The 20,358-nt window shown below is 54.2% G+C and carries 24 protein-coding genes; all 24 read right to left on the bottom strand.

The features are described 5' to 3' along the window. Positions 1-1,962: phage tail tape measure protein (locus tag B9Y55_RS11600; protein ID WP_200806677.1), on the bottom strand; the 1,962-nt coding region annotated here is incomplete at its 3' end. Positions 1,963-2,065: 103 nt separating this feature from the next. Then, positions 2,066-2,350, bottom strand: coding sequence for a phage tail assembly protein (locus B9Y55_RS11595; protein ID WP_159448344.1), 285 nt, complete (start codon positions 2,348-2,350; stop codon positions 2,066-2,068). 18 nt (positions 2,351-2,368) lie between these two features. After that, positions 2,369-2,872 carry a phage major tail tube protein gene (locus tag B9Y55_RS11590; RefSeq protein WP_085545517.1) on the bottom strand — a complete coding sequence of 168 codons (504 nt, stop codon included), beginning with the start codon at positions 2,870-2,872 and terminating at the stop codon, positions 2,369-2,371. 14 nt (positions 2,873-2,886) lie between these two features. Then, complete coding sequence (locus B9Y55_RS11585) at positions 2,887-4,083, bottom strand: phage tail sheath subtilisin-like domain-containing protein (protein ID WP_085545516.1); 1,197 nt, start codon at positions 4,081-4,083, stop codon at positions 2,887-2,889. 26 nt (positions 4,084-4,109) lie between these two features. Beyond that, positions 4,110-4,388 carry a four helix bundle protein gene (locus B9Y55_RS11580; protein WP_085545515.1) on the bottom strand — a complete coding sequence of 93 codons (279 nt, stop codon included), beginning with the start codon at positions 4,386-4,388 and terminating at the stop codon, positions 4,110-4,112. 64 nt (positions 4,389-4,452) lie between these two features. Further along, complete coding sequence (locus B9Y55_RS11575; protein WP_085545514.1) at positions 4,453-5,490, bottom strand: SUMF1/EgtB/PvdO family nonheme iron enzyme; 1,038 nt, start codon at positions 5,488-5,490, stop codon at positions 4,453-4,455. Next, complete coding sequence (locus B9Y55_RS11570; protein WP_085545513.1) at positions 5,490-5,840, bottom strand: hypothetical protein; 351 nt, start codon at positions 5,838-5,840, stop codon at positions 5,490-5,492. The genes B9Y55_RS11575 and B9Y55_RS11570 overlap by 1 nt, the downstream gene beginning before the upstream one ends. Positions 5,841-5,853: 13 nt before the next feature. Continuing rightward, positions 5,854-6,771 (bottom strand): hypothetical protein, encoded by a 918-nt coding sequence (locus tag B9Y55_RS11565; protein WP_085545512.1) that lies wholly within the window; start codon positions 6,769-6,771, stop codon positions 5,854-5,856. Positions 6,772-6,786: 15 nt separating this feature from the next. Next, positions 6,787-7,167 (bottom strand): phage tail protein, encoded by a 381-nt coding sequence (locus B9Y55_RS11560; protein WP_085545511.1) that lies wholly within the window; start codon positions 7,165-7,167, stop codon positions 6,787-6,789. A gap of 15 nt (positions 7,168-7,182) precedes the next feature. Next, positions 7,183-8,652, bottom strand: a complete 1,470-nt coding sequence (locus B9Y55_RS11555; RefSeq protein ID WP_085545510.1) for a phage tail protein I — start codon at positions 8,650-8,652, stop codon at positions 7,183-7,185. Next, a complete protein-coding gene (locus B9Y55_RS11550; RefSeq protein WP_085545509.1) occupies positions 8,649-9,488 on the bottom strand; it encodes a baseplate assembly protein in 840 nt (279 codons plus the stop codon). The genes B9Y55_RS11555 and B9Y55_RS11550 overlap by 4 nt, the downstream gene beginning before the upstream one ends. After that, positions 9,489-9,824: a GPW/gp25 family protein gene (locus tag B9Y55_RS11545; RefSeq protein WP_085545508.1), complete on the bottom strand. Its 336-nt coding sequence runs from the start codon at positions 9,822-9,824 to the stop codon at positions 9,489-9,491. It lies immediately after the preceding gene. Between the two features lie 335 nt (positions 9,825-10,159). Next, positions 10,160-10,624 (bottom strand): phage baseplate assembly protein V, encoded by a 465-nt coding sequence (locus B9Y55_RS11535; protein ID WP_159448343.1) that lies wholly within the window; start codon positions 10,622-10,624, stop codon positions 10,160-10,162. Then, positions 10,608-11,147, bottom strand: coding sequence for a hypothetical protein (locus tag B9Y55_RS13095; protein WP_143340936.1), 540 nt, complete (start codon positions 11,145-11,147; stop codon positions 10,608-10,610). Before B9Y55_RS13095 ends, B9Y55_RS11535 begins: the two co-directional genes overlap by 17 nt. Beyond that, the gene (locus B9Y55_RS11530) at positions 11,129-11,542 is read right to left on the bottom strand and encodes a hypothetical protein (protein WP_085545505.1); all 414 of its coding nucleotides are present in this window, start codon (positions 11,540-11,542) and stop codon (positions 11,129-11,131) included. Before B9Y55_RS11530 ends, B9Y55_RS13095 begins: the two co-directional genes overlap by 19 nt. Then, a complete protein-coding gene (locus tag B9Y55_RS11525; RefSeq protein ID WP_085545504.1) occupies positions 11,539-11,835 on the bottom strand; it encodes a head-tail joining protein in 297 nt (98 codons plus the stop codon). Before B9Y55_RS11525 ends, B9Y55_RS11530 begins: the two co-directional genes overlap by 4 nt. Then, entirely contained in the window at positions 11,832-12,122 is a 291-nt protein-coding gene (locus tag B9Y55_RS11520) for a hypothetical protein (protein WP_085545503.1), read from the bottom strand. Before B9Y55_RS11520 ends, B9Y55_RS11525 begins: the two co-directional genes overlap by 4 nt. An 11-nt stretch (positions 12,123-12,133) precedes the next feature. After that, positions 12,134-14,020 (bottom strand): phage major capsid protein, encoded by a 1,887-nt coding sequence (locus B9Y55_RS11515; RefSeq protein WP_159448342.1) that lies wholly within the window; start codon positions 14,018-14,020, stop codon positions 12,134-12,136. Then, positions 13,932-15,503: a phage portal protein gene (locus B9Y55_RS11510; RefSeq protein ID WP_085545501.1), complete on the bottom strand. Its 1,572-nt coding sequence runs from the start codon at positions 15,501-15,503 to the stop codon at positions 13,932-13,934. The genes B9Y55_RS11515 and B9Y55_RS11510 overlap by 89 nt, the downstream gene beginning before the upstream one ends. Further along, positions 15,494-16,009, bottom strand: coding sequence for a hypothetical protein (locus B9Y55_RS11505; protein ID WP_085545500.1), 516 nt, complete (start codon positions 16,007-16,009; stop codon positions 15,494-15,496). Before B9Y55_RS11505 ends, B9Y55_RS11510 begins: the two co-directional genes overlap by 10 nt. A gap of 1 nt (position 16,010) precedes the next feature. Then, a complete protein-coding gene (locus B9Y55_RS11500) occupies positions 16,011-17,852 on the bottom strand; it encodes a phage terminase large subunit family protein (RefSeq protein ID WP_085545499.1) in 1,842 nt (613 codons plus the stop codon). Then, positions 17,842-18,324: a DNA-binding protein gene (locus B9Y55_RS11495; protein WP_085545498.1), complete on the bottom strand. Its 483-nt coding sequence runs from the start codon at positions 18,322-18,324 to the stop codon at positions 17,842-17,844. Before B9Y55_RS11495 ends, B9Y55_RS11500 begins: the two co-directional genes overlap by 11 nt. A 347-nt stretch (positions 18,325-18,671) precedes the next feature. Next, positions 18,672-19,304 (bottom strand): tyrosine-type recombinase/integrase, encoded by a 633-nt coding sequence (locus tag B9Y55_RS11490; protein ID WP_085545497.1) that lies wholly within the window; start codon positions 19,302-19,304, stop codon positions 18,672-18,674. A gap of 381 nt (positions 19,305-19,685) precedes the next feature. Next, the gene (locus tag B9Y55_RS11480) at positions 19,686-20,174 is read right to left on the bottom strand and encodes a hypothetical protein (protein ID WP_143340935.1); all 489 of its coding nucleotides are present in this window, start codon (positions 20,172-20,174) and stop codon (positions 19,686-19,688) included. Between the last annotated feature and the right edge of the window lie 184 nt (positions 20,175-20,358).

The raw sequence follows: 20,358 nt of genomic DNA, 5'->3' as shown, positions 1-20,358 counted from the left end.
GACGGAAGACCCATCGGGGAGGCTGTCCCACAGGCCGGTCCAGGTACCCTTCACTCCGCCCCAGAGATCTCCGAACCAGCCGGTTATTCCGCTCCAGGCACCTTTCAATCTACCCAAAACTCCAGATATAGCGTTCCCAATCCCGCTGACGAGCGAACGGCAAAAATCAACAACTGCACCAATAACCCGCCTTATAGTGCCCACTAATTGGTCCCAGTTTCTCCATAGCGCATATACGGCTAACGCTGCACCAACCACAGCCCATGTAATAGGATTCGCCAACAGTGGAGCCATTGCTCCCTTGACCGCCAATCCAACGGATACAATTCCTGCCTTTAGAGCAGGAAGTATTGCCAGGATGGAGGAAAAACCCTTTTTTAGTGCTAAACCTCCAGATATGACCACTGCTTTTAGAGTAGGCAGCAGTCCTAGGACAGATTTAACCCCTTTTTTGAGCACACCTCCACCAGAAGCAATCCCCGCCTTAAAAGCCGAGAAGGCGGCCTGGATACTGCTACTGTTAGCTATAAAATCCTTTGTTGCCTTCCCTAAGTCCCAAAGATCTTTCGTTACCCCAAAAAGCTTAATGGAGGACTTGATCCCCACAAGCCAAAGTAACTTTTTACCTACCCCCTCCACTCCTCCGGAGGCGGAAACCAGGGCCGAAACCGTTTTCGTAGCCGCTAAAAAAATAGAGGTGATCCCTCGAGCAAAATCAGCCACAGCGGGGATAACGGCCTTGACCTTGCCTGCGAACTCTCCAGCCCACTCAGAGACAACCTCTCTGTTTTCCGCAATCCACGAGGTAATTTCCTTGAAGGCATCTGTCACAACAGGAAGCAGGGCAGACCCTACGGTGTTTTTTACGCCTCCGAAAGACAGCTGCATATCAAGCATGGCATCTTGATATGCCTCAGCGTTTCTGGAAGCATCGTCGCTCAAGACATACCCTGTCGCTCTAGCATCCTTTCTCAGCTGGGCTAATCCTGCCGAGCCATCTTTCAGCATATTAACCATGCCTGCCCCTTCTCTACCGAAGAGGCCAATTGCTAATCTGACTCTATCCGCCGGGTTTTTTACATGAGTTAGAGCATCTGCCAACTCGACCAAAGCCCTATCAGGCCCAATCGCTTTAAGATAACCAGCGGACATCCCGAGCTCTCTTATTGCGTTTGCGGCAGCTCCCGAACCCATACTGGCATCTGCTATTCCATTGGTCAGCCGCTCAAGAGACGAATCAAATGTGGAGGAAGAGACACCGGACCTCTCCGCAGCATAGCGATACTCCTGTAGAGCAGATATTCCCATTCCTAGCTTATCCGCCGTTTTAGCAACAGCATCACCATGGGCAGCAACAGAGGAGGTTAAAGCAACAATTCCTCCTGTGGCAGAACCGACTATAGCCATCGCAGCCGTTCCCGCTGCCAAAAGGCCCGAGATTGTCTCTTTTACGGACTTCACAACTGCCCCGCCATGAGAACGAACTCTGTTAAGGGCATTCTGACGACGCTCTTGCCTCTCTATTTCTGCCGTGAGACGAGCCTTTTCTCGCCTCAGATTACCGAGATCTACTCCCGAATTTTTTAGTTCGGCCTGCAACTCTCTGAGTCGCTTTAAGTTACCCTGGTATGCCTTGCTGGCCTTCTGAGCTACCGCTTCGGCCTTCTCTAGCTCCTTCCTCATTTTGGCCGTTGGCTCTGGGCATTCCGACATCTTCTTTTTTAGTTCATCAAGGGATCGTTGCGATGCCTTCATATGAGCTTTAGATTTACGTAACCCACTAAAGTCGAGTGATGCTATAGCCTTTTTCTGAGATTCTAGGGCTCGGATGTTCTTTAGGGCCCCGCTCTCTAATTTACCGAATATCCCTGAGACTGCCCCTGATGCGCTAGTCAAAGATCCACTCACAGCTCCGCCAAATTGAACGGTTGCTTTGTATATCTTAGAAGCTGACCCTGCCATTATTCACCACCCCCTTTCGGGAGTTCCGACAACCACTCAACGAGCTCCGACTGAGGGAGCTCCATGAGATCTTGGAGCCCCCAGCCGGTGTAATGAGCTAGAGCTAGACAGGCTCTTCGGAGAGATCGTCCGTCGAGGAGAAAAAACCTCCAAAAGCCCTCTGTAACTGCGCTACATCAGCCATATCTAGACCATCAAGATCTCCAGGGGCTACCCCACATAAACGGACAAACATGGCCATATCAGACTCTAAGGTTCCACTCTTTTTGTCAGGAAATTGCTTCTCGTGGATCAAGCTATCCTTGACTCTAGGTCTGCGCATGGTCAGCTCAGTGATCTCATGCCCGTTGATTGTCACAGGGTATAGCAAGCGCACTGTAGTAGTCATAGTCATAAATCCTCCTCTTTATAGTCCTATTGCTGAGCGTATTTCTTCCAATCGATCATTGCCACCTATGCGCCGCACCATATTCTCAACATCCACATAGACCAGCTCGACGCCATCGATACTCAACCCATAAAACTTCAGTGCCATGGAAATTTTTATAGAAGGCTTTTCCCCTGCCTTCATGCTCCCTGGCTCAATAGTCTTTATTCGTCCTGTGCCGACATGCTCTTCTGCCAAGATGGTGCCTGAGTTGTCCTCAATGGCCCCCTTGATAACTACGCCAACCTCACTTCCCGGAGCAAGGCCAAAAAGCACCATTAGAGCTCTGTCCATGCTAGGGATGGTAAAGTCCATCTCCAATTTCTCCATGCCCATATCTATCTCAACAGGCGCATCCATTCCCCCGGCTCGAAACTCCTCCATTTTGACAGCCAGCTTCGGAGGGTTGATCTCTTCGACTTTGCCCGCAAAGCCAATGCCATCGACAAAGAGGTTCATATTTTTTCTTATTTCAGTAATCATAAAGAAACCTCCTATTATTTAAAAATATCTCGGTAGTAATCATCAACAAGATGACTACGAAAAGTTATGTGCTCCGCAGGAGCAGACGCCGTAAAGTCAAAGTCAAAATAGCATTTGCCTGCCTTGAGCTGGCTAGGGGTGTTGAGATCTGGGTTTGCCCAACAGCGCCCTCCAAGAATCGCTCCTATTGCCGTCAGGTGGCGAAGATAGGCATTTACGCCCTCAACCACGGCATCGAAGTAGGTTTTTGTTAAATTTCGGTCCACCGCCCACAGGTGGGCCCGTTGGAGGCTGTCGTTGATGATATCCGCCGTCCGCCTAACGCATAGGAAAGCCCACTTAGGATCGCTCGATAAGGTCCGGTTGCCCCACAGCCTGTATCCGTCCTGCCGGATAATAGTTGTCACATTGTGCTCATTCAGCAGGTTAGCCCTGGCGTTGGGATCTCCAAGAGAGAAGTCCACCGGCCTAGCTGTGCCCACGATGCCGTATATCGGGTTGTTGGACGGGCTCCACCAGAAACCTCGATCAGCATCGCTTTTAGCGATAATACCCGCAACCCTGGCGGAGGACGGCTCGTCCACGTATGCTCCACCCTTAAAGACCGTAACGAAGGGATCCACAACATATATCCTAGCCGTCCCGAAATCCTCCGCATAGGAGAAGGCTGCCTCGTCGGTTTTGTTCGGTCCGTCGGCGATGACTACTGCCCTGAGTCGATCGACGATACCCTGAAGCTCCGATACTACTGGGTTGGCCAAAAAAGCCCCAGGAGAACTAGGATCTTCAGTCCGCTGATGAGTAAATCCAGGGGCACAAATAATTCGGGGCTGATATCCAGTCTTGGATTCAGCCCCGAGAAAAACATGCACTCCTTCGTATTGGCCTGTCGCTGAATTAACACCACCAACGACATTGGACATGGTCTCTGTCTCCGAAATTCCCTCCGCCACCCGAACGACAACGACCAAGGCTCCAGCTTGATCAAATATGCCATCAATCCCGGCGGGGAGTGTCCCAATTTCCCCTAACTTTGCAGCCTCAGATCTGCTGCCAGCTATCAAAACAGGCTGATTAATCGGGAATGCTGCCTCGTCGGCCTCTGGAGCGGTACCGATCAGGCCAATCACAGCTGATCTTACCGTCCTAATTGGTCTTGATCCATCTTCTATCTCTATTACCTCTACTCCATGTAAAAATTGCTCAGGCATATCACTACCTCCTCTCAAAAACTAAATCACCTAAAAACCGAGACACCGTTAGGTAAAAACCTAAGCTCCATAGACACCCTTAACAGCGTCCTCAGGACGTCTATCTCGGTATCCAGATCCAGCAATACCGGGAGTTTGCGTTTCGCTTTATTGGCTTTCGTAATTAGCTCAAGCATTCGTATCAGGGATCGCTTGATATCCGTAGCCATAGCGTATTTTTCTGACCTAGGGAACTGTCTAAGCGCAGGGTATAGGTACATCATCAAGTCCTCATGTTTCTGCTTGATCTTTAGTCCATCAGCCATAAAAACCTCCCGCCCCGGGCGAGGGCGCCCAGGGCTTCAGATATCCAGATTTCAGATTCCAGATCTACAAAAGAAAAGCGGGGCGGAACCCGATGCCGTCGTTCGAGCCGGAGCGCAAGCCGCCCAGGTACAAGTAGAACAATCCGGCGCCCGAGCCGTTGCCCCAGTCGCCACCACGGTAGGGCACACGCTCTCCGACGTTCCGCATGTACAGTGTCCCCCTAGGGGCTTCTTCGTAAGCACCAGCCCCCTCAAGTAGAGATAAAGGGGCAATTCCAGCTGCAGCAAGCTTAGATGTCACAGCTAAACCCGCTTTTGCCGTTAGATCCTTCCACGTGAGAGAAGAATAGGGCGTTTCCCCTGTGCTTTTTGTGACGGCGTTGCTCAGTATAGGGGCACCTGCTGCGCCATCCACCGTGTTGTCAAAAGCGAACCCCGTATTCGGCCAGTCGGCTTCGGCCATGTCGAAGTTATTATCGTTGGGCATGTAGATTTTGCCATCGACAAGCTTCAGCCCATCGACGATCTCGGATACGTTGCCGACCAGGTCAGCGATGCCTGACGGGGTTCCGTCGTGCCTCCAAGAGGCAGGCCCAGCGCCTGTGAGGGTCCTTCCTCCCGAGGTGTCGCCGGGGTTTTTTTTGTCTGTTCTGGTGGCCGTCTCGAAGGTAGCGTCATGGGCTCTGCCGTAATTAGTATTCCCTCGGGGCTGGAATCCATTCTTCAGACACCACAGGGCGATGGCCGCCCACTCCCAATTGGTCATGAGATGCCACCCGGCCCCCTTGGCCTTACAGACATTGCGAGCGGCGTCGTAATTCACATAGGTAGATGGATCTACACCAGGGTAGCTACAGGCTCGCCCATCGTGGATCCGTGCCTGGTACATGCCTACCAGAAGCTCGGACTTCTCCACTCCATTGCTCACGAACGCAGGGTGGACGCCGTTGCCCAAGAGAGGATCGATATCCTGGAGGTTGAACTTCGATATTCGGTACATATAGGACGGGTAGCCTTTATCGTCGTACAGGACAGTCGCCTTGCCTCCTGTAGCGGCCTCCACCGCCGCCCTGAGAGAGTCTTTCGTAAAAATAGTAGGCATTAGTTATCCTCCTCGTCTTTTATGTCGTTGCCTTCGGTCGTCTGGGGCTGATCGTCGTACTGCCAGAGCATTAGCTCCACCGCATCGGTGTTTATCTGGGCGGGGACAAGCACAAGCTCCCCTTCGTCGGTCTCCTCTGCCTCGTAGCATCGAGGCGGTATAAGCACGGATGCGACGTACCCATCCCCCATGCCTCGAGTCAGCCCGTCACCCTCTCTCGATATGTCTATGATTACCTGACTATCTTTTTCCTCTGCCGCCAGATCGATGGACAGAGGACCTACAGTTAGAGTCTCGCCGACCAGCGACCACCCTACATGAGGCGCAGGCTGTATTTCTTTGACTATCATGGTCATTCCTCCCTTAAAGGTCCATCCTCATAGCGGTCCAACGGACTCGCACTGAGTCAGCGCTGCCGTTAAGGCACAGTTTGAAGCCGTTGTGCTGTTTATCGTCAGCATATACGTACCCCAGCTGGTGCCCACCACCCTCAAACCCAAGGATATCCAGATGCACGGAATAATCCGTCGAGAGCATCGACGTACCTAAGGGGACATAGATGAAGGGGGCGGACGCATAGACGCAAGGAGCCCCCGACTCGACTCTGCGTATATCGGTCAGAGATACCGATGCCAAGTATCGATCGGTGATCTCCGTGTTCCCCGCCGGGACCGTTACCCTATACAGGGGGATCCCCCCGTCGGGGATCTCCTCCCCTAGCTCGGTACAGTACATCTCGTGCCCCCCGCCACTGGCACCTAAATAGAGATAACAAACTTGGGGAGATCCTCCTGGGTTGCCTGGCACAGACGCCCCGTTCTGCTCTTCCGGCATAGGGATCAGACGGCCGTTACCGAAGGCGACCCCCGCCGCCAAGTTAATGTTCCTTGTGGCGGTGGAGGACCTCGAGACGGTGCAGCCAGAGACAATTCCTCTGTTGATGATCGTCATGACGCCGGACTGAATCCGCCTCGTCCGGGTTTTCTCGCCCTCTCTGTTCGCCAGGCCAGCGGAGGCGGATGCCTCCAAGACTCCAGCAACAATAGCGTTCATCATGTCCGGGTCCAGACCCTGGATATCCGCTGCCATCGCCGATATCCTGCCGCCCAGGCTCGGGTGGCCGCCTCTGGCCGTGTTTATTTCGTTCTCTCTGGCCACGAGCCGCCCGTCGAGATTGTTCAGGTTTTGATCCAGCTCCCCATATGTCCCATTCCAGGTCTGAGGGAGAGCAGGAGCCCCCTCGGAAGGGATCTTGCTTATCGGATACTTTGGCAGTGCCATAGGGACACCCCTTTCCTATACATCGATTTTGATGCTGATGTCGTAATACTCATCATCGTCCTTGATCTTCGGACTAAAATTTTTGAGACCGATAAGGTTGCCCGAGGCATCTAATAACCCCGCCTCGGAGATGCTTTTGCCTATTAGCTCGCTCTTTTCTATCCGGCCTGTGCCGGTGACGGACATGGAGTCCTCTTGCGTCACCACCGAAAGCCCCTTTCGAAGGATCTCTCGGTTAAGCTTCGTCTGATTCGGGCTTGCCGCCTTCGGCGTGCCGTCTGCGTTGTGGCCGCCGTCACCGAAGGCCATGAATGCCACCCGAGGTAGTCCATTGCCGGTAGCCAAGTGCTGAGCTAGTCGGCGCCGGAACCCATATGTCGTTACTCCTAAACCCATATAGCGCCCTCCTTCCTAGTTGCGGATAGCGACCACTGCGCTACAGCCGGGGCCATCGTTGCCGATCAACCACGATTCATCCAGATTTCTGCTGATGCTCCCTACCTGCCACGATCCATCCAGCTTCCTGACGTTCTCCCCTACTATAGGAACTGGCCCCATGTACGGTCCATTCAGCCGCCAGGACCCGTCCAGTGGCCTGCCCTGCCCGACACCCCAGGATCCGTCCAGCCCTCTAGCCCAAAAATATCCAAGCCGAGGTGCCTTCTCTCCGATCCATGCCCCCCGTAACGGAACATGGATCTCCTTGCCGCCACCGGATGCTGACCGGCACAAAAAAGCTGGGGGATCCGATTCGATCCTCCAGCTGCCATCCATCGTCATTTTTTTGATGCCGCAAGGCCTGATATTCCGACCATCCATGCCCCAACTACCATCCAGCACATGAGCCCTATCCAGCAACCGAGGCGACGCAGGGTATCTTATGGTTGTCCCTAAGCGACCACCATGCCTCCCTACTACAGGCCGGGCAGAAGATAACGACGTGATACGGACAGACTGCCTGGATGCGGCCACGCACCGGGGGGCTTCGTCCAACGTCCATGATCCATCTAGAGACAGGGGTGTAGGCGACTCCACTATCTGTCTATGCCTCCCTAAAGAGGCGTAGGCCCTCTTGCCCAGGCTCTTGCCTACCACCACCCCACAGGCACGGACAAATCGGTCGTACACCGCAGGGGCAGAGTCGCCCAAACGCCAGCGCCCATCCAGCACCTGCCCGTCGAGCCCCAAGAGCCTCCCGTCACTGCCGATGCTCCAGCTACCGTCCAGAGGAGACCAACACCAGGGATATCGGATACGGATATCCTTCGCTAGGTCAAGCCGATGCCATGTTTTTATCTCCAGACCCAACTCTAGAGCGATCCAGTACCACCAGACAGGCCAAGACCTGGCGGGCTTCATCTCGCCAACGGCCCACCGGACCTCCTCCGCCCAGCCTGGACGCTCCGCTGCCGATAGATCCATACGCAGGGCAAACTGAGCCCAGTGGATCAGAGGCGGGAGGTCAGCCACCTCGAGGGCGGACCGGAGCATGAGGTCGCTACCTGACACGACATCCCAGGTCCCGTCCAAAGACAGGATACCCGCCTGCCCGTACCTCTCTAGGGCCTCTCTATACTCCACGATCTCCACGTCCGAATACCCCAGGACCTCGAGCATCCTCAATACGCCTGCTTTTGTCCCTTTTAAGCGGTGCCATTGTGCAGATTTAGCTACTAGACCACGCTTTATATTTTCAGGGAACTCTGATCGCCAGAGATCCACGTGACGTTCCCAGGCCAAATAAGGCAAAATCTCAACAGGGGCAAGTTCCGGAGATTTTATATTGCGAATAGCTTCAGCGGCGATCTTCCTGCCTATACAAAGGGATAGAGATTTCTCCTGAGAAGTTGCATTCCCAGGCAGCAAGTGCAAATCACTCATCGCCTATCAGCCACCCTCCAGGCCAAAGATATCCCGGAACAGTACCCCGCCTGAGAACAATCGATCAGAAGATCCTCGGAAGGGATTACGAGATCAACCGACTTGACCCCCTCAACATGTAAAGCGGAAATTATTCTCGACGACATAATATCCTCGTCTATCAGATGCAAATCATCGACGACCGCCCGAACCTTTGCCTGAGCCTCCTCTATCACTGGCTCGGCGGCCACTCCCGGATACAATTCGAGAGAGGCCGTCACGTTATACTTCACGACCTGAGCGGCGACTGTTTCAACGGTGTCGGTGAGGGGTCTGCGCTCATCACTCGAGACCGCCTCATGCACCTTTGCCAATAGATCGGCAGACGGCACTCCATCTCCATAGGCCCCTAAGACTACGACTCGGACGCATCCTGGAGCAGGAGAATATACTCCTATATCCTTAACCGCTTTGCCGACCGAAAGCCCCCAATAACGATACGACTTGGCAGGACCGGCCGTAGACAACCTCTCCCAAGACATTTGCACCCTGGATCGATACCTATCGTCCGACTCCCCATCACTGCGCAAGACGTCCACACCAGCACCTACCTGATCCAAGTCCGCACCTCTCGCATAAGCCAGCATCACCGCCCTAGCGGCGTCGTTCACCCTCTGGCGCAAAATAACCTCTCGATAGGCAGCCACCTCCAGGATCTTATAAGCTGGGTCGCTTTCCACCAGTGCGTCAAATTCGCTATCTCGGAGCCGCAAATCCGCAAGCATCTCCTCCAGGATAGCCTCATAGTCTATCGCCTCAACAATATTGGGAGCCGGGAGCCTGGACAGATCAATCATCTAAACCACCTCAATCCCCTCCATGCGAATCTCTTTGCCATCCGGTATATATCGCCCCTCTAGGGAAATAGTTATCTTCCCCGGAGAAACTGAGGCATGGACCCTAGTCAGGTCGAGTCTCGGTTCCCATCGCAATAGAGCCTCGGCGGTGGCCATATAAACCTCCATCACCGTCTCATCAGATACTGGGTGATCTACTAGCGCATAGAGCTTGGATCCATACTCCCGCCTCATAACACGAGACCCTATCGGCGTAGTCAGAATATCCCGCACCGACTGCCTGAGGTGAGAGAGTCCAACTAAACGCTTACCGGTATCTCTGTCTACACCTTTCATTTTGCAATTCTCATCTTTCCCCACCCAGAAGAATGGGAGCCAACCTCCCCGCAACTCTTACACAGAGTCCCATGTCCAACCAACGTCACTGGAAGACCGTCGACTCTCACTTTCTCCGAGCCTTGGACGCTCTCGTATGTGCCACCGTGAGGGCAGTTCGTTGCTCCTGTATCCGACAAACAATGAAGCAGCTTACCTCCGGCCCTGAAACGAGGCCTTCCAGTACCGTTGGTTCCAGACCTGCCGTGAGGGCAACAGGGCAACCCTTTATCGCAGGTTCCGGTGGTACTGTCCCCTATCCTGGTCACCTCTGGCATCGTCGCTCACCTCTTCCGTCAATCAAAGTCATACCCCTCCGCTCCGGCGGTCCACTGGACGTGCCCCGTCACGGAGATCTCCATATCCCCTTCGATATGGAGTCTGAACTTTTTTCGCTTCCTATCGTGTTCGATATACGACCCTCCGTCGAAATCCACCCTTTGGATGTCCTTAGACGCTGCGGGAGCCGGATGGGCATCTCTGTAGATAGACCCCAACACGACCCCCTGAGACATCTCGCCAGATGGAGACAGCACCATCACCTGTTCTCCTGGCTCTAACGCCCACCAGGTTCGATCAGGACCAGCCCGAGCGGTGATCCACGGCAACCAAGCGGTCGTGATCTTTCCATCCCCAGCTCCGCAGGTCACTCGTACCCTTGCGGCGGCCTCGTCCAACTCGACGACGGTGCCAATCCGCATCATCCTGGCCAGCCTGCTGTTGATATCCGCCAAGACCCAATCACTAGGGGGAGTCCGCATTAGTAATGCCCTCCAGTGGTCTGTATGCCTCAATATGATCTGGCCCCACAAATGGCACGATCGAATACAGCACCTCCGTGGGAATAATCCCTTCTCCATCCCAACAAGAGGGGCCTAAATAGATCTCATGAGTCCAGGATATCTGCCACTCCACATGCTGAGCCATAGCTGGCAAAAACTCCGTAGGAGCCAACCCCGCCACCTTCGCAGGAGACACCTCAAGTCCAAAACGATTACCATGGATATACAAAGCTAGATCCCCTGCCAACTGCCGCACGTTTTGGCCGACCCCATCCATCAGGGCATCCAAAACCAAAAACAGGTCAAAGCGGCACTCCAGGCAGAGTTGCTCCGTCCCTACATCGTCCATCCTCTCCATCTCCGCAAGAAACAGCAAAGCCGCCGGAACCGCCATCTTTCCTCTTATGCGATCGTAGGCCGTAACCGTGACAAGAGAGGGGAAGGCTTTCGATATTCCCTTTAAAATAGCGTCGTGTAGCTCGGTTATTTTGACTTCAGCCATCGCAATTTCCTCTCAAAAGCAGGTATAAAACGACTTTCGAAAAGTGGGATAACGTCAGAACTCAGAACCGCCAGGACATAAGGGGATATATCCACCTTGCCACGCACTGAGCTTTTTTTCACCCCGACCTTGCGGGCAGGTATTCGGTAGACCCCCGTCCATAACTTCACCTGGTCGATTCCATCCACCTGCCTTTTAAAAGACAGGATTCGGGGCTTCAAGGCCGACCGTTTGACACCCGTATCCTTGGCCACCTCTTTTGCCGCCAAAGATTTCATCTGACGTCCTACCTCGTTAAGCGCAAGATGCATGGCCCTTTTTATCTCCCTGGGCGTGGCTTCCAGATCCCTCGCTATGTCAGCCATAGCCTTTTTATCGAAGGAAACCTCTATCATAGAGTCATCACCACCGAAGCCATACCTGTACCATCGGGGACAACCTCAAGAACCCTGTAAACGATATCCCTAATCCTGCAAGTATCGCCCCTCGAAACCTCTGCCACGTCCGAGGCAAGACAGAAAGCCACAGGATTGGACACCTCAACCTCGGTTTCCCCGATCGCTGGACGAGGGTAGATCTCCGGGCAGTCAAAAAGTCCCTTAATGGGATAGTCTATCCCAGAAAAAAACAGGGAATCGCCCACCGCCTGGAGGATATCCCTGTCGGCAGCGACGATTCCCGGAATCATTTCTCGACCTTCTCTCTACGCTCATCTATGCGACGGATAAGCTCATCGTCGGACCACTCATCCTGAGGTCGCCCCCCAAGCTCTTTATACTCCGCCTCTAAGGCCTCTCTATCCTCGGAAATATCTTCCGAGACATCCACACCTCCTCCAGGGAGGACCTTCACCTTGCCCCTTTTCAAGAGGCTAATCGCGATCCCCTCAGGCAAAGAGACCTCCCTGCCGGGACGAACTATCTCACCATCGACGACCACCGCACTCGAGACGATAACCTGCATAACCTTACCCACAACGACACCTCCTATGCGGATTTCTTTCCGTAGCAAAAGCTCTCTACGTGTCGGACAGCAAAGTCGACATCCTGCATGGCCACTATTCTCAGTCGTCCTTTGAGGCTGTGGGTATAGGGATCGGTGGTAAGCTCAAGGCCACCCCACATACCAACCAACAGATCCGCAAAGTTACCGAACAGAACGTCTCCCAGAGCTATCTGGTTAGTGATCCGGGCGGCATAGCCGTTGATGGTATCGCCCTTCTCCCAGATAGTCGCCCCGCTGGTCCCGACAAACTTCTCCGTCGTTTTGCAGTGCCCCCTGAACCTTGCGTTGGCCACATAGCACATACCGGATACATCCGCATCGTCCGCCGCTATCTCCGACTCCATATCCACAAGCTCCGCATAGGTCGGATGCTGAGCCTGGAAAGCCACCGCATTGATCCCAGTGGTTACGGCGATACCCTTAGGCTGGTTATCCGTACCAGAACCGTATATAGCCGCCTTGTCTATGGTCAGGGCCAGAGCTTTAGCTAAATCCGCCCTAACAAGCGCCTCTATATCCATCGAGGACTGAGACAGCAGCCGGCGAGTTATCTCGCTGTAAGCTCCAACGGTCTTAGGGCTCATAGTCACATGATCAAAAGCAGGGCTACCCTCCGACACATCCTGATCCTCACCAACCCAATAGCCGCTGGCTCCACTGGCCTGAGATGGGATATCCAAGTTTCCCACGAGACCGGACAGAGGCGTCGCCATCTGCAAAACGATGGCCTTTTTACGAAGCAACTCTATGAAAGAGCTGGTCATCAGGGTGGTATCAACCGTGTACCCTCCACTGGCCGGACTGCCACCGGTCTGTAACAACCCCCTGCTAAGCACGTCGTAGGGGACCACCAACCCCTCCGGGGACCTGCCCATCTTAGATGCCGCGGCACGAGAGCACTCAAACTCGAAGGCCGCCTCCTCCTGTGCGGATCGATCCGTCGGGCTCACCAGGGCACGAATCGCCCGAATGAAAGAATAGCTTCTAGCCTCCCCCTCGGACATCCCCACCGACGACTCCTTCACAGTCCCTCCCTGAGATCTAGACTCTATCAGCTTGTCCAGCAGCACCTTGTTAAACTCATCCACGCCCCTGCCCTCAGACACATACTGGTCGGCTAGATCTCTTTGACCAAACTGCTCCCCTAGCTGAAGCAGGTTGCGGACCCTCACCTGTTCCTGCTTCCTGGCCTCTTCCCTAACGGCAGATACGTTAATCCCAGAGGGATTGCCTTCCGGCATCGCCCGGCTCCCCTCCGGCACTCCAGCAGCGGGGCTATTCTCAGCAGTTTTGTTATTTACAGACTCATTATCACGAGCGTTTCCAGGCATTCCATTACCCTCCCTATCATCATCACTGCGGCCAACTCCTACAGTGGGGTCCGCAGGTACGCTAACTAAGCTCACTTCCGTGGGCTCCCAATCTACAACCCTGTACATCTGTACACCGTCACGCTCTCCGGCAAGCTGCACCTCGAATACGTTGTAGTAAACCGAGCAATTACGCCTTATCCCATCCTTGATATCCTGAAAAATCTCCTCGCCTTGGGTAGAGCGAGATATCTTTACGGTGCATCTGCCCTTTCGATCGACGATAGAGACCGACCCCTCCATGATCGCCCCCACCTGCTGAGACCTATCGTGTCCCAATAAAAAAGGAGCCCCCGCATTCAGGCGCTCCAATCGCACTTCATCTGGCTTATGTCCCAGGATCTCTACCCCAAACCATCGCTCCACCTCAGCCTCGGAGGAAAAGGACAGCTCTACCGTCCTGTCATCCTCATTCAGAGACCGTAGACTTCCCGTCAGACTCGGCTTCTTGTTGTTCAGCTCCCTTACTAGCTCCTGTATCTTTGGCGCTTGCGGCAACCTTGCCACCTCCTCCCTGGAACACCCTTTGGATCATGTTTTCCGGTATCCCCTTATCCCTCATGCCCTGAATATCCTGGGCAATCTCGCTCCAAACATCCTCAGGGTCTCTCCCAAGCTCCCGGATAATTTCCCCGGGAGAACGCAAAAGGGTCTTTATCTCCTTTTCCTTGGCCGCCATGTCCTTAATAGGATCCACCCACGGCCAACGCCTGGGCTGCCACTCGGTATACTTTAGCCGCACCTCCTCGGTAGCCAACACAGGCCGTCCCCTCAAGACAACGTTACCCTTCAAAAGGGCCAGAGTCAGCCAGGCCTCGTAAACCCGTTGATGAAACTCCTCGATAATCCACCCCTGAAGCCCCTTCCATACCTCTCGCTCGTCCAAGGCTCCCTGTCTCAGGGAGGAATAATTCACCCCCTCCAGATCGCTGGCCAAGGTGTTATAGCTCACGTTAAGCCCAGCGGCCACCCCTCTCAGGCAGGACTTTACGAACGTCCCGAACTCGCCGTTAGGATACTGATAGTCCGGGTATATCACGTCAGAATATCCGTCGGGTATTGGCTCATAAGTGCCCGGTTCGGCGTCTATGGCTATATCGGTATCCATATCGTCCCCACCGTATCCAGCGGCATTTTCGCTGGGTTTGAGCCACCCCATCTTAGCGGCGGACACCCTGGCGTTGACCAGTGCCGCATCCTCGTAGCCGCCTATCATGTGCAGCCGCAATAGGGCGGTGGACATCCAGGGCAAACCTCTTTTTTGTCCCACTATCTCAGGCACAAAAACATGGATCACCTGAGACGCTGGAATCCTGACATAACGGTGTCCCGTCCACTTCACGTAACCGGCCCTCTCGTCGTCGGTCCGAAAATAATAGGCAACCGGCCTACCGTACTCCGTCATCTCTATACCGTGACGCACTATATTCCCGTTGGGCAAACTCTCCTCGTCGTACTCCACCGGAATCCTCTGAGGATCCACAAGCTGTATAGCAAACCCCCAGGGACCGGCCATATCGCCATACCTCAACAAAGCCACAGCTTCGCCGTCCTTTGCCACGGTGGCAACGACCAGACGCTGAATGGACAGCCAGGATAGCCTGCCGGTGACATCGCAGTTACCACGTCGACCCCACTCCCAAAAGGCCCACTCCACGGCATCGTTTAGTGGCGTATCTGGAGCTCCATTCTTCCTCTTGGCCTGAACCTGAAGGATAACACCCTGAGCTCCTATCACGTTATCCTGGACCATCTGAAGGAATCTCCTGGCATAATCGTTGTTGGCCACCTGTTGCCTGGATCGAGCCACCAACACCCGGAGATTGCGACGCACTATCTCATCGGCATCGACAGGGATAGACGTCCATGTAGACGTCAACCTAGAAGCCCCACCGGCGTCGTAACTCCGCTTACGAGAGGGAGACCTCGCAAGCCCCTGGCTGCCCTTAGAGGCCATAAATCGATACAGGCTCATATCCATACTCGGACCCTCCTACCGATAGGCTTTCCCGACTCTCTCCTGCACTCGACAGTGTAAATCCTTCTAAGCCTCAACAGCTCGTCCAGCGGAACCCTGGATAACTGCCTCATGCCTAGGGACGTCTGGATGGAGTAAGACTGCTGATCGTGGGTCGCCCTCTGCTCCAAAACCGCCTCTATGGCGTCCAAGACCCTCCTTGCGTGGGACCTCCCATCATACGTTTCCATTGACGCTATATCCGGGCAAACCTCTATCGCCCCAGAAGCCAGCTCCTCTACACTATCGCCAGAGACACTCCTCAGAGAGTACCAATAGGTCCCAGGGGGAAGCCCTGTCGTATCCAAGCTAAAGAAGAACTCCTCCCCATCGGGAACCCCAGAACAGTCTAGAGCACCACCTCCCCTCAGAAAAAAGGACATACCCCACCCAGGATCCACCGTTTCATCTACCCTTACGGAGAACTTCAAAGGCATCCCGGCTATAACCCTTTCAGGGATGGATATCAAATCACCACCTCCCCACAAAACCACCGCTTCTGCGACGTCTCTTCGCCGCACTGCGCTTATTACCCTCGTCCTCGACGTCTCGTCTGACAGGGGCCACCCTGCGTCTAAGAGCCTCCCAATCTGGGTTCAAAAGCTTCATCGCCGCATAGGCGTAAACCCGGCAGTCTAGTGCCTCGTTCCTCGCCCGGATCTTCTCCCACACACGGTATGGGAACCCCTTCTTGTATCTGGTAACCAGCTTCTCCGCCGTGAGTTGCAGGAAATACTCCTGATCCCTGCCCACAGGGAAGTGGCAATACCCCGCACCGCTTTCAAGCCTCAACCTCGCATAAACGGTTTTTTTCGCCGTATCCACACCAACACGATAAAGCATAACCGGACGAGATCTCTTGCCAGCCCTCTGCCTTGTCGGGCCGGATATAACCGCTCTGTCTCCAGCCAAACCCTTGACCGGGAAAACCCTCTCCCTGCCAAGATCACGAACATAGTCATAGACAGCCTGAGTATTGTCCCCCGAGTCTATAGCCACCGCATCGATGGACATCTCCACCCCAGACTCGTGGGTCCACGTTTTTGTCCTGTATGTCGTCAGAGCATCCCATACCCCTGGCTCTGTGGGGTCTCCCTGAAGCACCTTATAATCCACGCTCCAAGACTCCTCCCCCGCACCCCAGGCGACAACCTCGGCCTCGAGACGATCCCTCTGGACATCCACCCCCATAGTAAGCAGCACGCCACCCTCGGGGACCTCGGCAGAGTAAAACTCACATCGCTCCATGAATCGATCCGGCTCTATTACCTCGCCTCGCTCCTCCCAGGTCTCGGCCAAGACCGTGTTGATAAAGACCTTCATGGGCTCGACGTCGCCAGCATCCAAGGCTGCCTTGGCTCGTTTGAACTGATCGATGATCTCGGTCCAGGATCGCCATGGCGAGGAAAGCTGGTTCAGGTGAAAGCCTCTCTCCTTCGCCTCAGGGTTATCCGCAACCCATTCCCCCTTGGACATCATCGACTTCCAGGCCTGCTCGCTACTCCTGACATGGCAGGATCGGCACTCATGGGTGGGATAAAGCCACTCTTCGTCCGGAAAACGAACCTGTTTCCAGCTCAAAGGCTGAAGATCTCCGCACACAGGACATGGGACACACCATCTTTCCCTGCTAGACAGAGCATATCTAGCCTCTATACGGGATATCCCCTTCACCGTAGGAGTCGATACGAACAGCTTCTTTCGGTTCCAGAAGTTGGTGGTCCTCTGCTCCGCAAGGGTCAGAGGATCTCCCTCGCCTCCAACAGCCAGAGGATAGCGATCGATCTCATCAGCAAGAAGGATGCGTATAGGCCTAGAAGCCAGAGAGGACGCTGAATTTGCCCCTGCTATTGTCAGATGGCCACCGTCAAAAGCCTTATGCAATATGGTGTTATTGGAGTCCTTGCTCCTTGGGGATCTCACCTTGCCCCTAAGAACCGGCGTATCCCTGACCATCGGAGCAACCCTGTCCTTTGAAAAGTCCTCCGCCATAGGCTTCTGAGTCGGCTGGAGTATCAATATAGGAGCTGGGTCATAGTGGATGTGATATCCCAAGGTATTAAGAACTATCTCCGTCTTGCCCGACTGGGAGCCACATATCACGATAACCCCCTCCACCAAGGGATCAGACAAAGCGTCCATTATCTCCCTCTGATACGGAGCCCTATCGGTGGACCACTGCCCAGGCTCGGCCGAAGCCTCCCTAGAGAGACGACGATATTTGTCTGCCCACTGGCTGACCGTAAGCTCCGGAGGTGGAGCAACAGACTTGGCCACATCGCATATCAGATCTGCAACAACGCTAAGGCTCATATTCGCTCAGCTCCTGCAAAACCTCATTAACCTCTCGCTTTAGGCAAGCCTGAACCTCAGCGACAGAGGCCATGCCCAAGACTTTAGGAGCCACCTTCGACGGCAGTCCCAGAGCCTTCGTCCGAAAGGTGGACACCATATCACTGCACGCCCTCCGAACCTCATCAACACGGACAAGCTCCTTCTCCAGCTCCTGAACCTCCATCTCTGCCTTATCGGCCTGAGCCTTCGTCAGTCGGAACTTCTCCTTCATCATGTCCTGAGGGCTTAGATTTGAAGACTCCCCGGTTTTGATGTATTGGATATACCCACCGACAGAGGCCCCTAGAGAGAAACGGCCCGTATCTGTCTTTGAGATATAGCCCTTTTTGACCAGCTTATGTACCCAGCTTTCGGTCACCCCCAGCAACCGAGCCACGTCTTTGGCCGAGATCAGCTGGTCTAACAGATCCCTTTTAGCTTGATAACTCAACTAACCTCACCTCCTGTAAAGTTCAGAAAAACGACGGTTCGAGTGGACTGGACTGAGCTCCAATTTTGGAGTGTCTAGCCAAATCGTGCTCGTTGGGGGGGGTTTCCTTACCCGCGCCGCCCCCCTCGGGAAGGACCCACTGTTTGCAATGCTTCGCGCGATTTTAAATTTATTCCCTACTTCCTTACTCATGTAATATATCTACAGGGAATGTGGTTAGAGATTCGTACCCTCTCAGGCCTTGCGCCCACCGGCTTTGCTCCGCTTTCGCACCTCTCGTTTTTAACCGTAATTTCGCCAACTCTGGAACATTATGTGTAGACCCCCTATATTTAACTGTACGACCGCTATTCAATCACTGAATTCCGAGCCTTCTCCCTCAGCTCTCTGGCGGTGATACCCAGGTATCTCAAGGTAATTTGCTCTGACGAGTGACCGTACATAAACATGAGTTCGGCCAAGGTGAAGGGCTCCCCCTCCGTCTTGTAATAAAGCCAATGACCATAGGTCTTCCTCATAGAGTGGCATCCGATATGCCTTAGACGAAGATCTGCGCCGGCCCTTCGTGCCGCCCACCGGAGGGTCCTGTAAACTTGGACGTAGGATATCGCCTTGGGCTCTTTCCCCCTGGTGGACATCCATAGCGGTTGTTCAGGCAAAAGCCCCCTGCGATCCTTACGCACTTTAAGGTAAGCCTTAACTGCCTCTCTCGCGGAATCTGGCAGATATATCCAACGCTCCTTTTTCGTCTTTCCCTCTACAAGGATGATCTCCTTTCGGATCTGTATCCTCTTGGCCGATCCAGCCAAGATATCCCCAACCTTCAAACCCAGGAGATCTCCGGCACGCAGGGCCGAGTTGATACCCACCATAAACAGGGCGCAATCCCTCAGGGACACCTCTTCGGACCGGTCACGAGACCTGAGGATCTTAGGTATCCTCCTGATCTCGTCTTTAGTGAAATACGTGACCTCTCTCATGTCATGAGATCACCTCACCACAGGCCTCTCTCATGCGCTCTAGGCTCCATCCCCTCTTAGCCCTGCGCCCTAACCACCGCCGCATAAGGCGCACGTAGCAATGCTCGAAGATGGTGATGGGATCCGCCATGTAGGGAATGGGGTATCTGGCGTCGGAGACACCGACACGCAACCCGCCACGCCCCTCATTGCGACACCAGATAACGTACATATCCTAACCCCTCCAACCTCAAGGCATAAAAAATGCCCCGACGCTGGGGCGCCGAGGCCTCTATCGAGTAAGTCGGGCCTGCACTCCCGAGCTGACTTTCACGTTATCATCATACGCCGATATCATGCAATATCAACGCTCCTAGAGAGTAAGTATGAAGCGTTCTATAGTCACCATTTCATGGCGGCCTGAAACCCGCTGAGGGCGTCACGGGCTATCCTCCTCGGTATCTCCTTGCGTTTACGAGATACCGTGTTCGGAGATAGCCCCACCCGGCGGGATACTTTCTGGAGGGAAGAGGCGTCGCTTATCCTGGACTCTCCACGAACAAAGCGGCAATGGAGACAAAACACCTTCCAGTCCTCGGCGAAGAACTCCTTTATCGACCTGGCTGCCTCGGTTATGGACTCCCAACCGGCAGCATCGATAAGCCGGTGGATCTCATCCAGTTTGATAACCTCCGAGAGTATCCTGTCGGTGTATGGGTCTGTCCGAACCCGGACACCCAGGTCATCAGGAGAAGAGCGAAGCATCTCCAGCCACTCATCGTCGGTCGGAGGAGGTACAACCCCCAGCAAGACATCAGCCGACCGAGGATGTCTCTGGATCAACAGCTCGATTATTTTAGTCAGCCGTTCTACCTGTCCCATACTGGTCATCTCCTCCTCACAGATAATGCCGCCGCTCGATCATCCCCGATCGCACGGCGGCTTTCACTATTCCCCTTCTACCCAGCCCCGCATACGCTCCAACTTTCTCGCCTTCTCCCTCTCCACGAGGGTATCCCCAACCACGTGCCTAAGCTGAGCCATCATGATCTCCACGTCCGCTATTTCCTCCGCT

The organism is Dethiosulfovibrio salsuginis (genome assembly GCF_900177735.1).
GTDB classification, from domain to species: Bacteria; Synergistota; Synergistia; order Synergistales; family Dethiosulfovibrionaceae; genus Dethiosulfovibrio; species Dethiosulfovibrio salsuginis.
The sequence above is the reverse complement of the archived record's forward strand: the minus strand, read 5'-3'. Positions and strand labels throughout refer to the sequence as shown.

Bases quoted from the DNA above. Each gene is read 5' to 3' on its own strand.
- B9Y55_RS11595 (WP_159448344.1), bottom strand. From the start codon at position 2,350: ATGACTACTACAGTGCGCTTGCTATACCCTGTGACAATCAACGGGCAT.
- B9Y55_RS11590 (WP_085545517.1), bottom strand. From the start codon at position 2,872: ATGATTACTGAAATAAGAAAAAATATGAACCTCTTTGTCGATGGCATT.
- B9Y55_RS11585 (WP_085545516.1), bottom strand. From the start codon at position 4,083: ATGCCTGAGCAATTTTTACATGGAGTAGAGGTAATAGAGATAGAAGAT.
- B9Y55_RS11580 (WP_085545515.1), bottom strand. From the start codon at position 4,388: ATGGCTGATGGACTAAAGATCAAGCAGAAACATGAGGACTTGATGATG.
- B9Y55_RS11575 (WP_085545514.1), bottom strand. From the start codon at position 5,490: ATGCCTACTATTTTTACGAAAGACTCTCTCAGGGCGGCGGTGGAGGCC.
- B9Y55_RS11570 (WP_085545513.1), bottom strand. From the start codon at position 5,840: ATGATAGTCAAAGAAATACAGCCTGCGCCTCATGTAGGGTGGTCGCTG.
- B9Y55_RS11565 (WP_085545512.1), bottom strand. From the start codon at position 6,771: ATGGCACTGCCAAAGTATCCGATAAGCAAGATCCCTTCCGAGGGGGCT.
- B9Y55_RS11560 (WP_085545511.1), bottom strand. From the start codon at position 7,167: ATGGGTTTAGGAGTAACGACATATGGGTTCCGGCGCCGACTAGCTCAG.
- B9Y55_RS11555 (WP_085545510.1), bottom strand. From the start codon at position 8,652: ATGAGTGATTTGCACTTGCTGCCTGGGAATGCAACTTCTCAGGAGAAA.
- B9Y55_RS11550 (WP_085545509.1), bottom strand. From the start codon at position 9,488: ATGATTGATCTGTCCAGGCTCCCGGCTCCCAATATTGTTGAGGCGATA.
- B9Y55_RS11545 (WP_085545508.1), bottom strand. From the start codon at position 9,824: ATGAAAGGTGTAGACAGAGATACCGGTAAGCGTTTAGTTGGACTCTCT.
- B9Y55_RS11535 (WP_159448343.1), bottom strand. From the start codon at position 10,624: ATGCGGACTCCCCCTAGTGATTGGGTCTTGGCGGATATCAACAGCAGG.
- B9Y55_RS13095 (WP_143340936.1), bottom strand. From the start codon at position 11,147: ATGGCTGAAGTCAAAATAACCGAGCTACACGACGCTATTTTAAAGGGA.
- B9Y55_RS11530 (WP_085545505.1), bottom strand. From the start codon at position 11,542: ATGATAGAGGTTTCCTTCGATAAAAAGGCTATGGCTGACATAGCGAGG.
- B9Y55_RS11525 (WP_085545504.1), bottom strand. From the start codon at position 11,835: ATGATTCCGGGAATCGTCGCTGCCGACAGGGATATCCTCCAGGCGGTG.
- B9Y55_RS11510 (WP_085545501.1), bottom strand. From the start codon at position 15,503: ATGGATATGAGCCTGTATCGATTTATGGCCTCTAAGGGCAGCCAGGGG.
- B9Y55_RS11500 (WP_085545499.1), bottom strand. From the start codon at position 17,852: ATGAGCCTTAGCGTTGTTGCAGATCTGATATGCGATGTGGCCAAGTCT.
- B9Y55_RS11490 (WP_085545497.1), bottom strand. From the start codon at position 19,304: ATGAGAGAGGTCACGTATTTCACTAAAGACGAGATCAGGAGGATACCT.
- B9Y55_RS11480 (WP_143340935.1), bottom strand. From the start codon at position 20,174: ATGACCAGTATGGGACAGGTAGAACGGCTGACTAAAATAATCGAGCTG.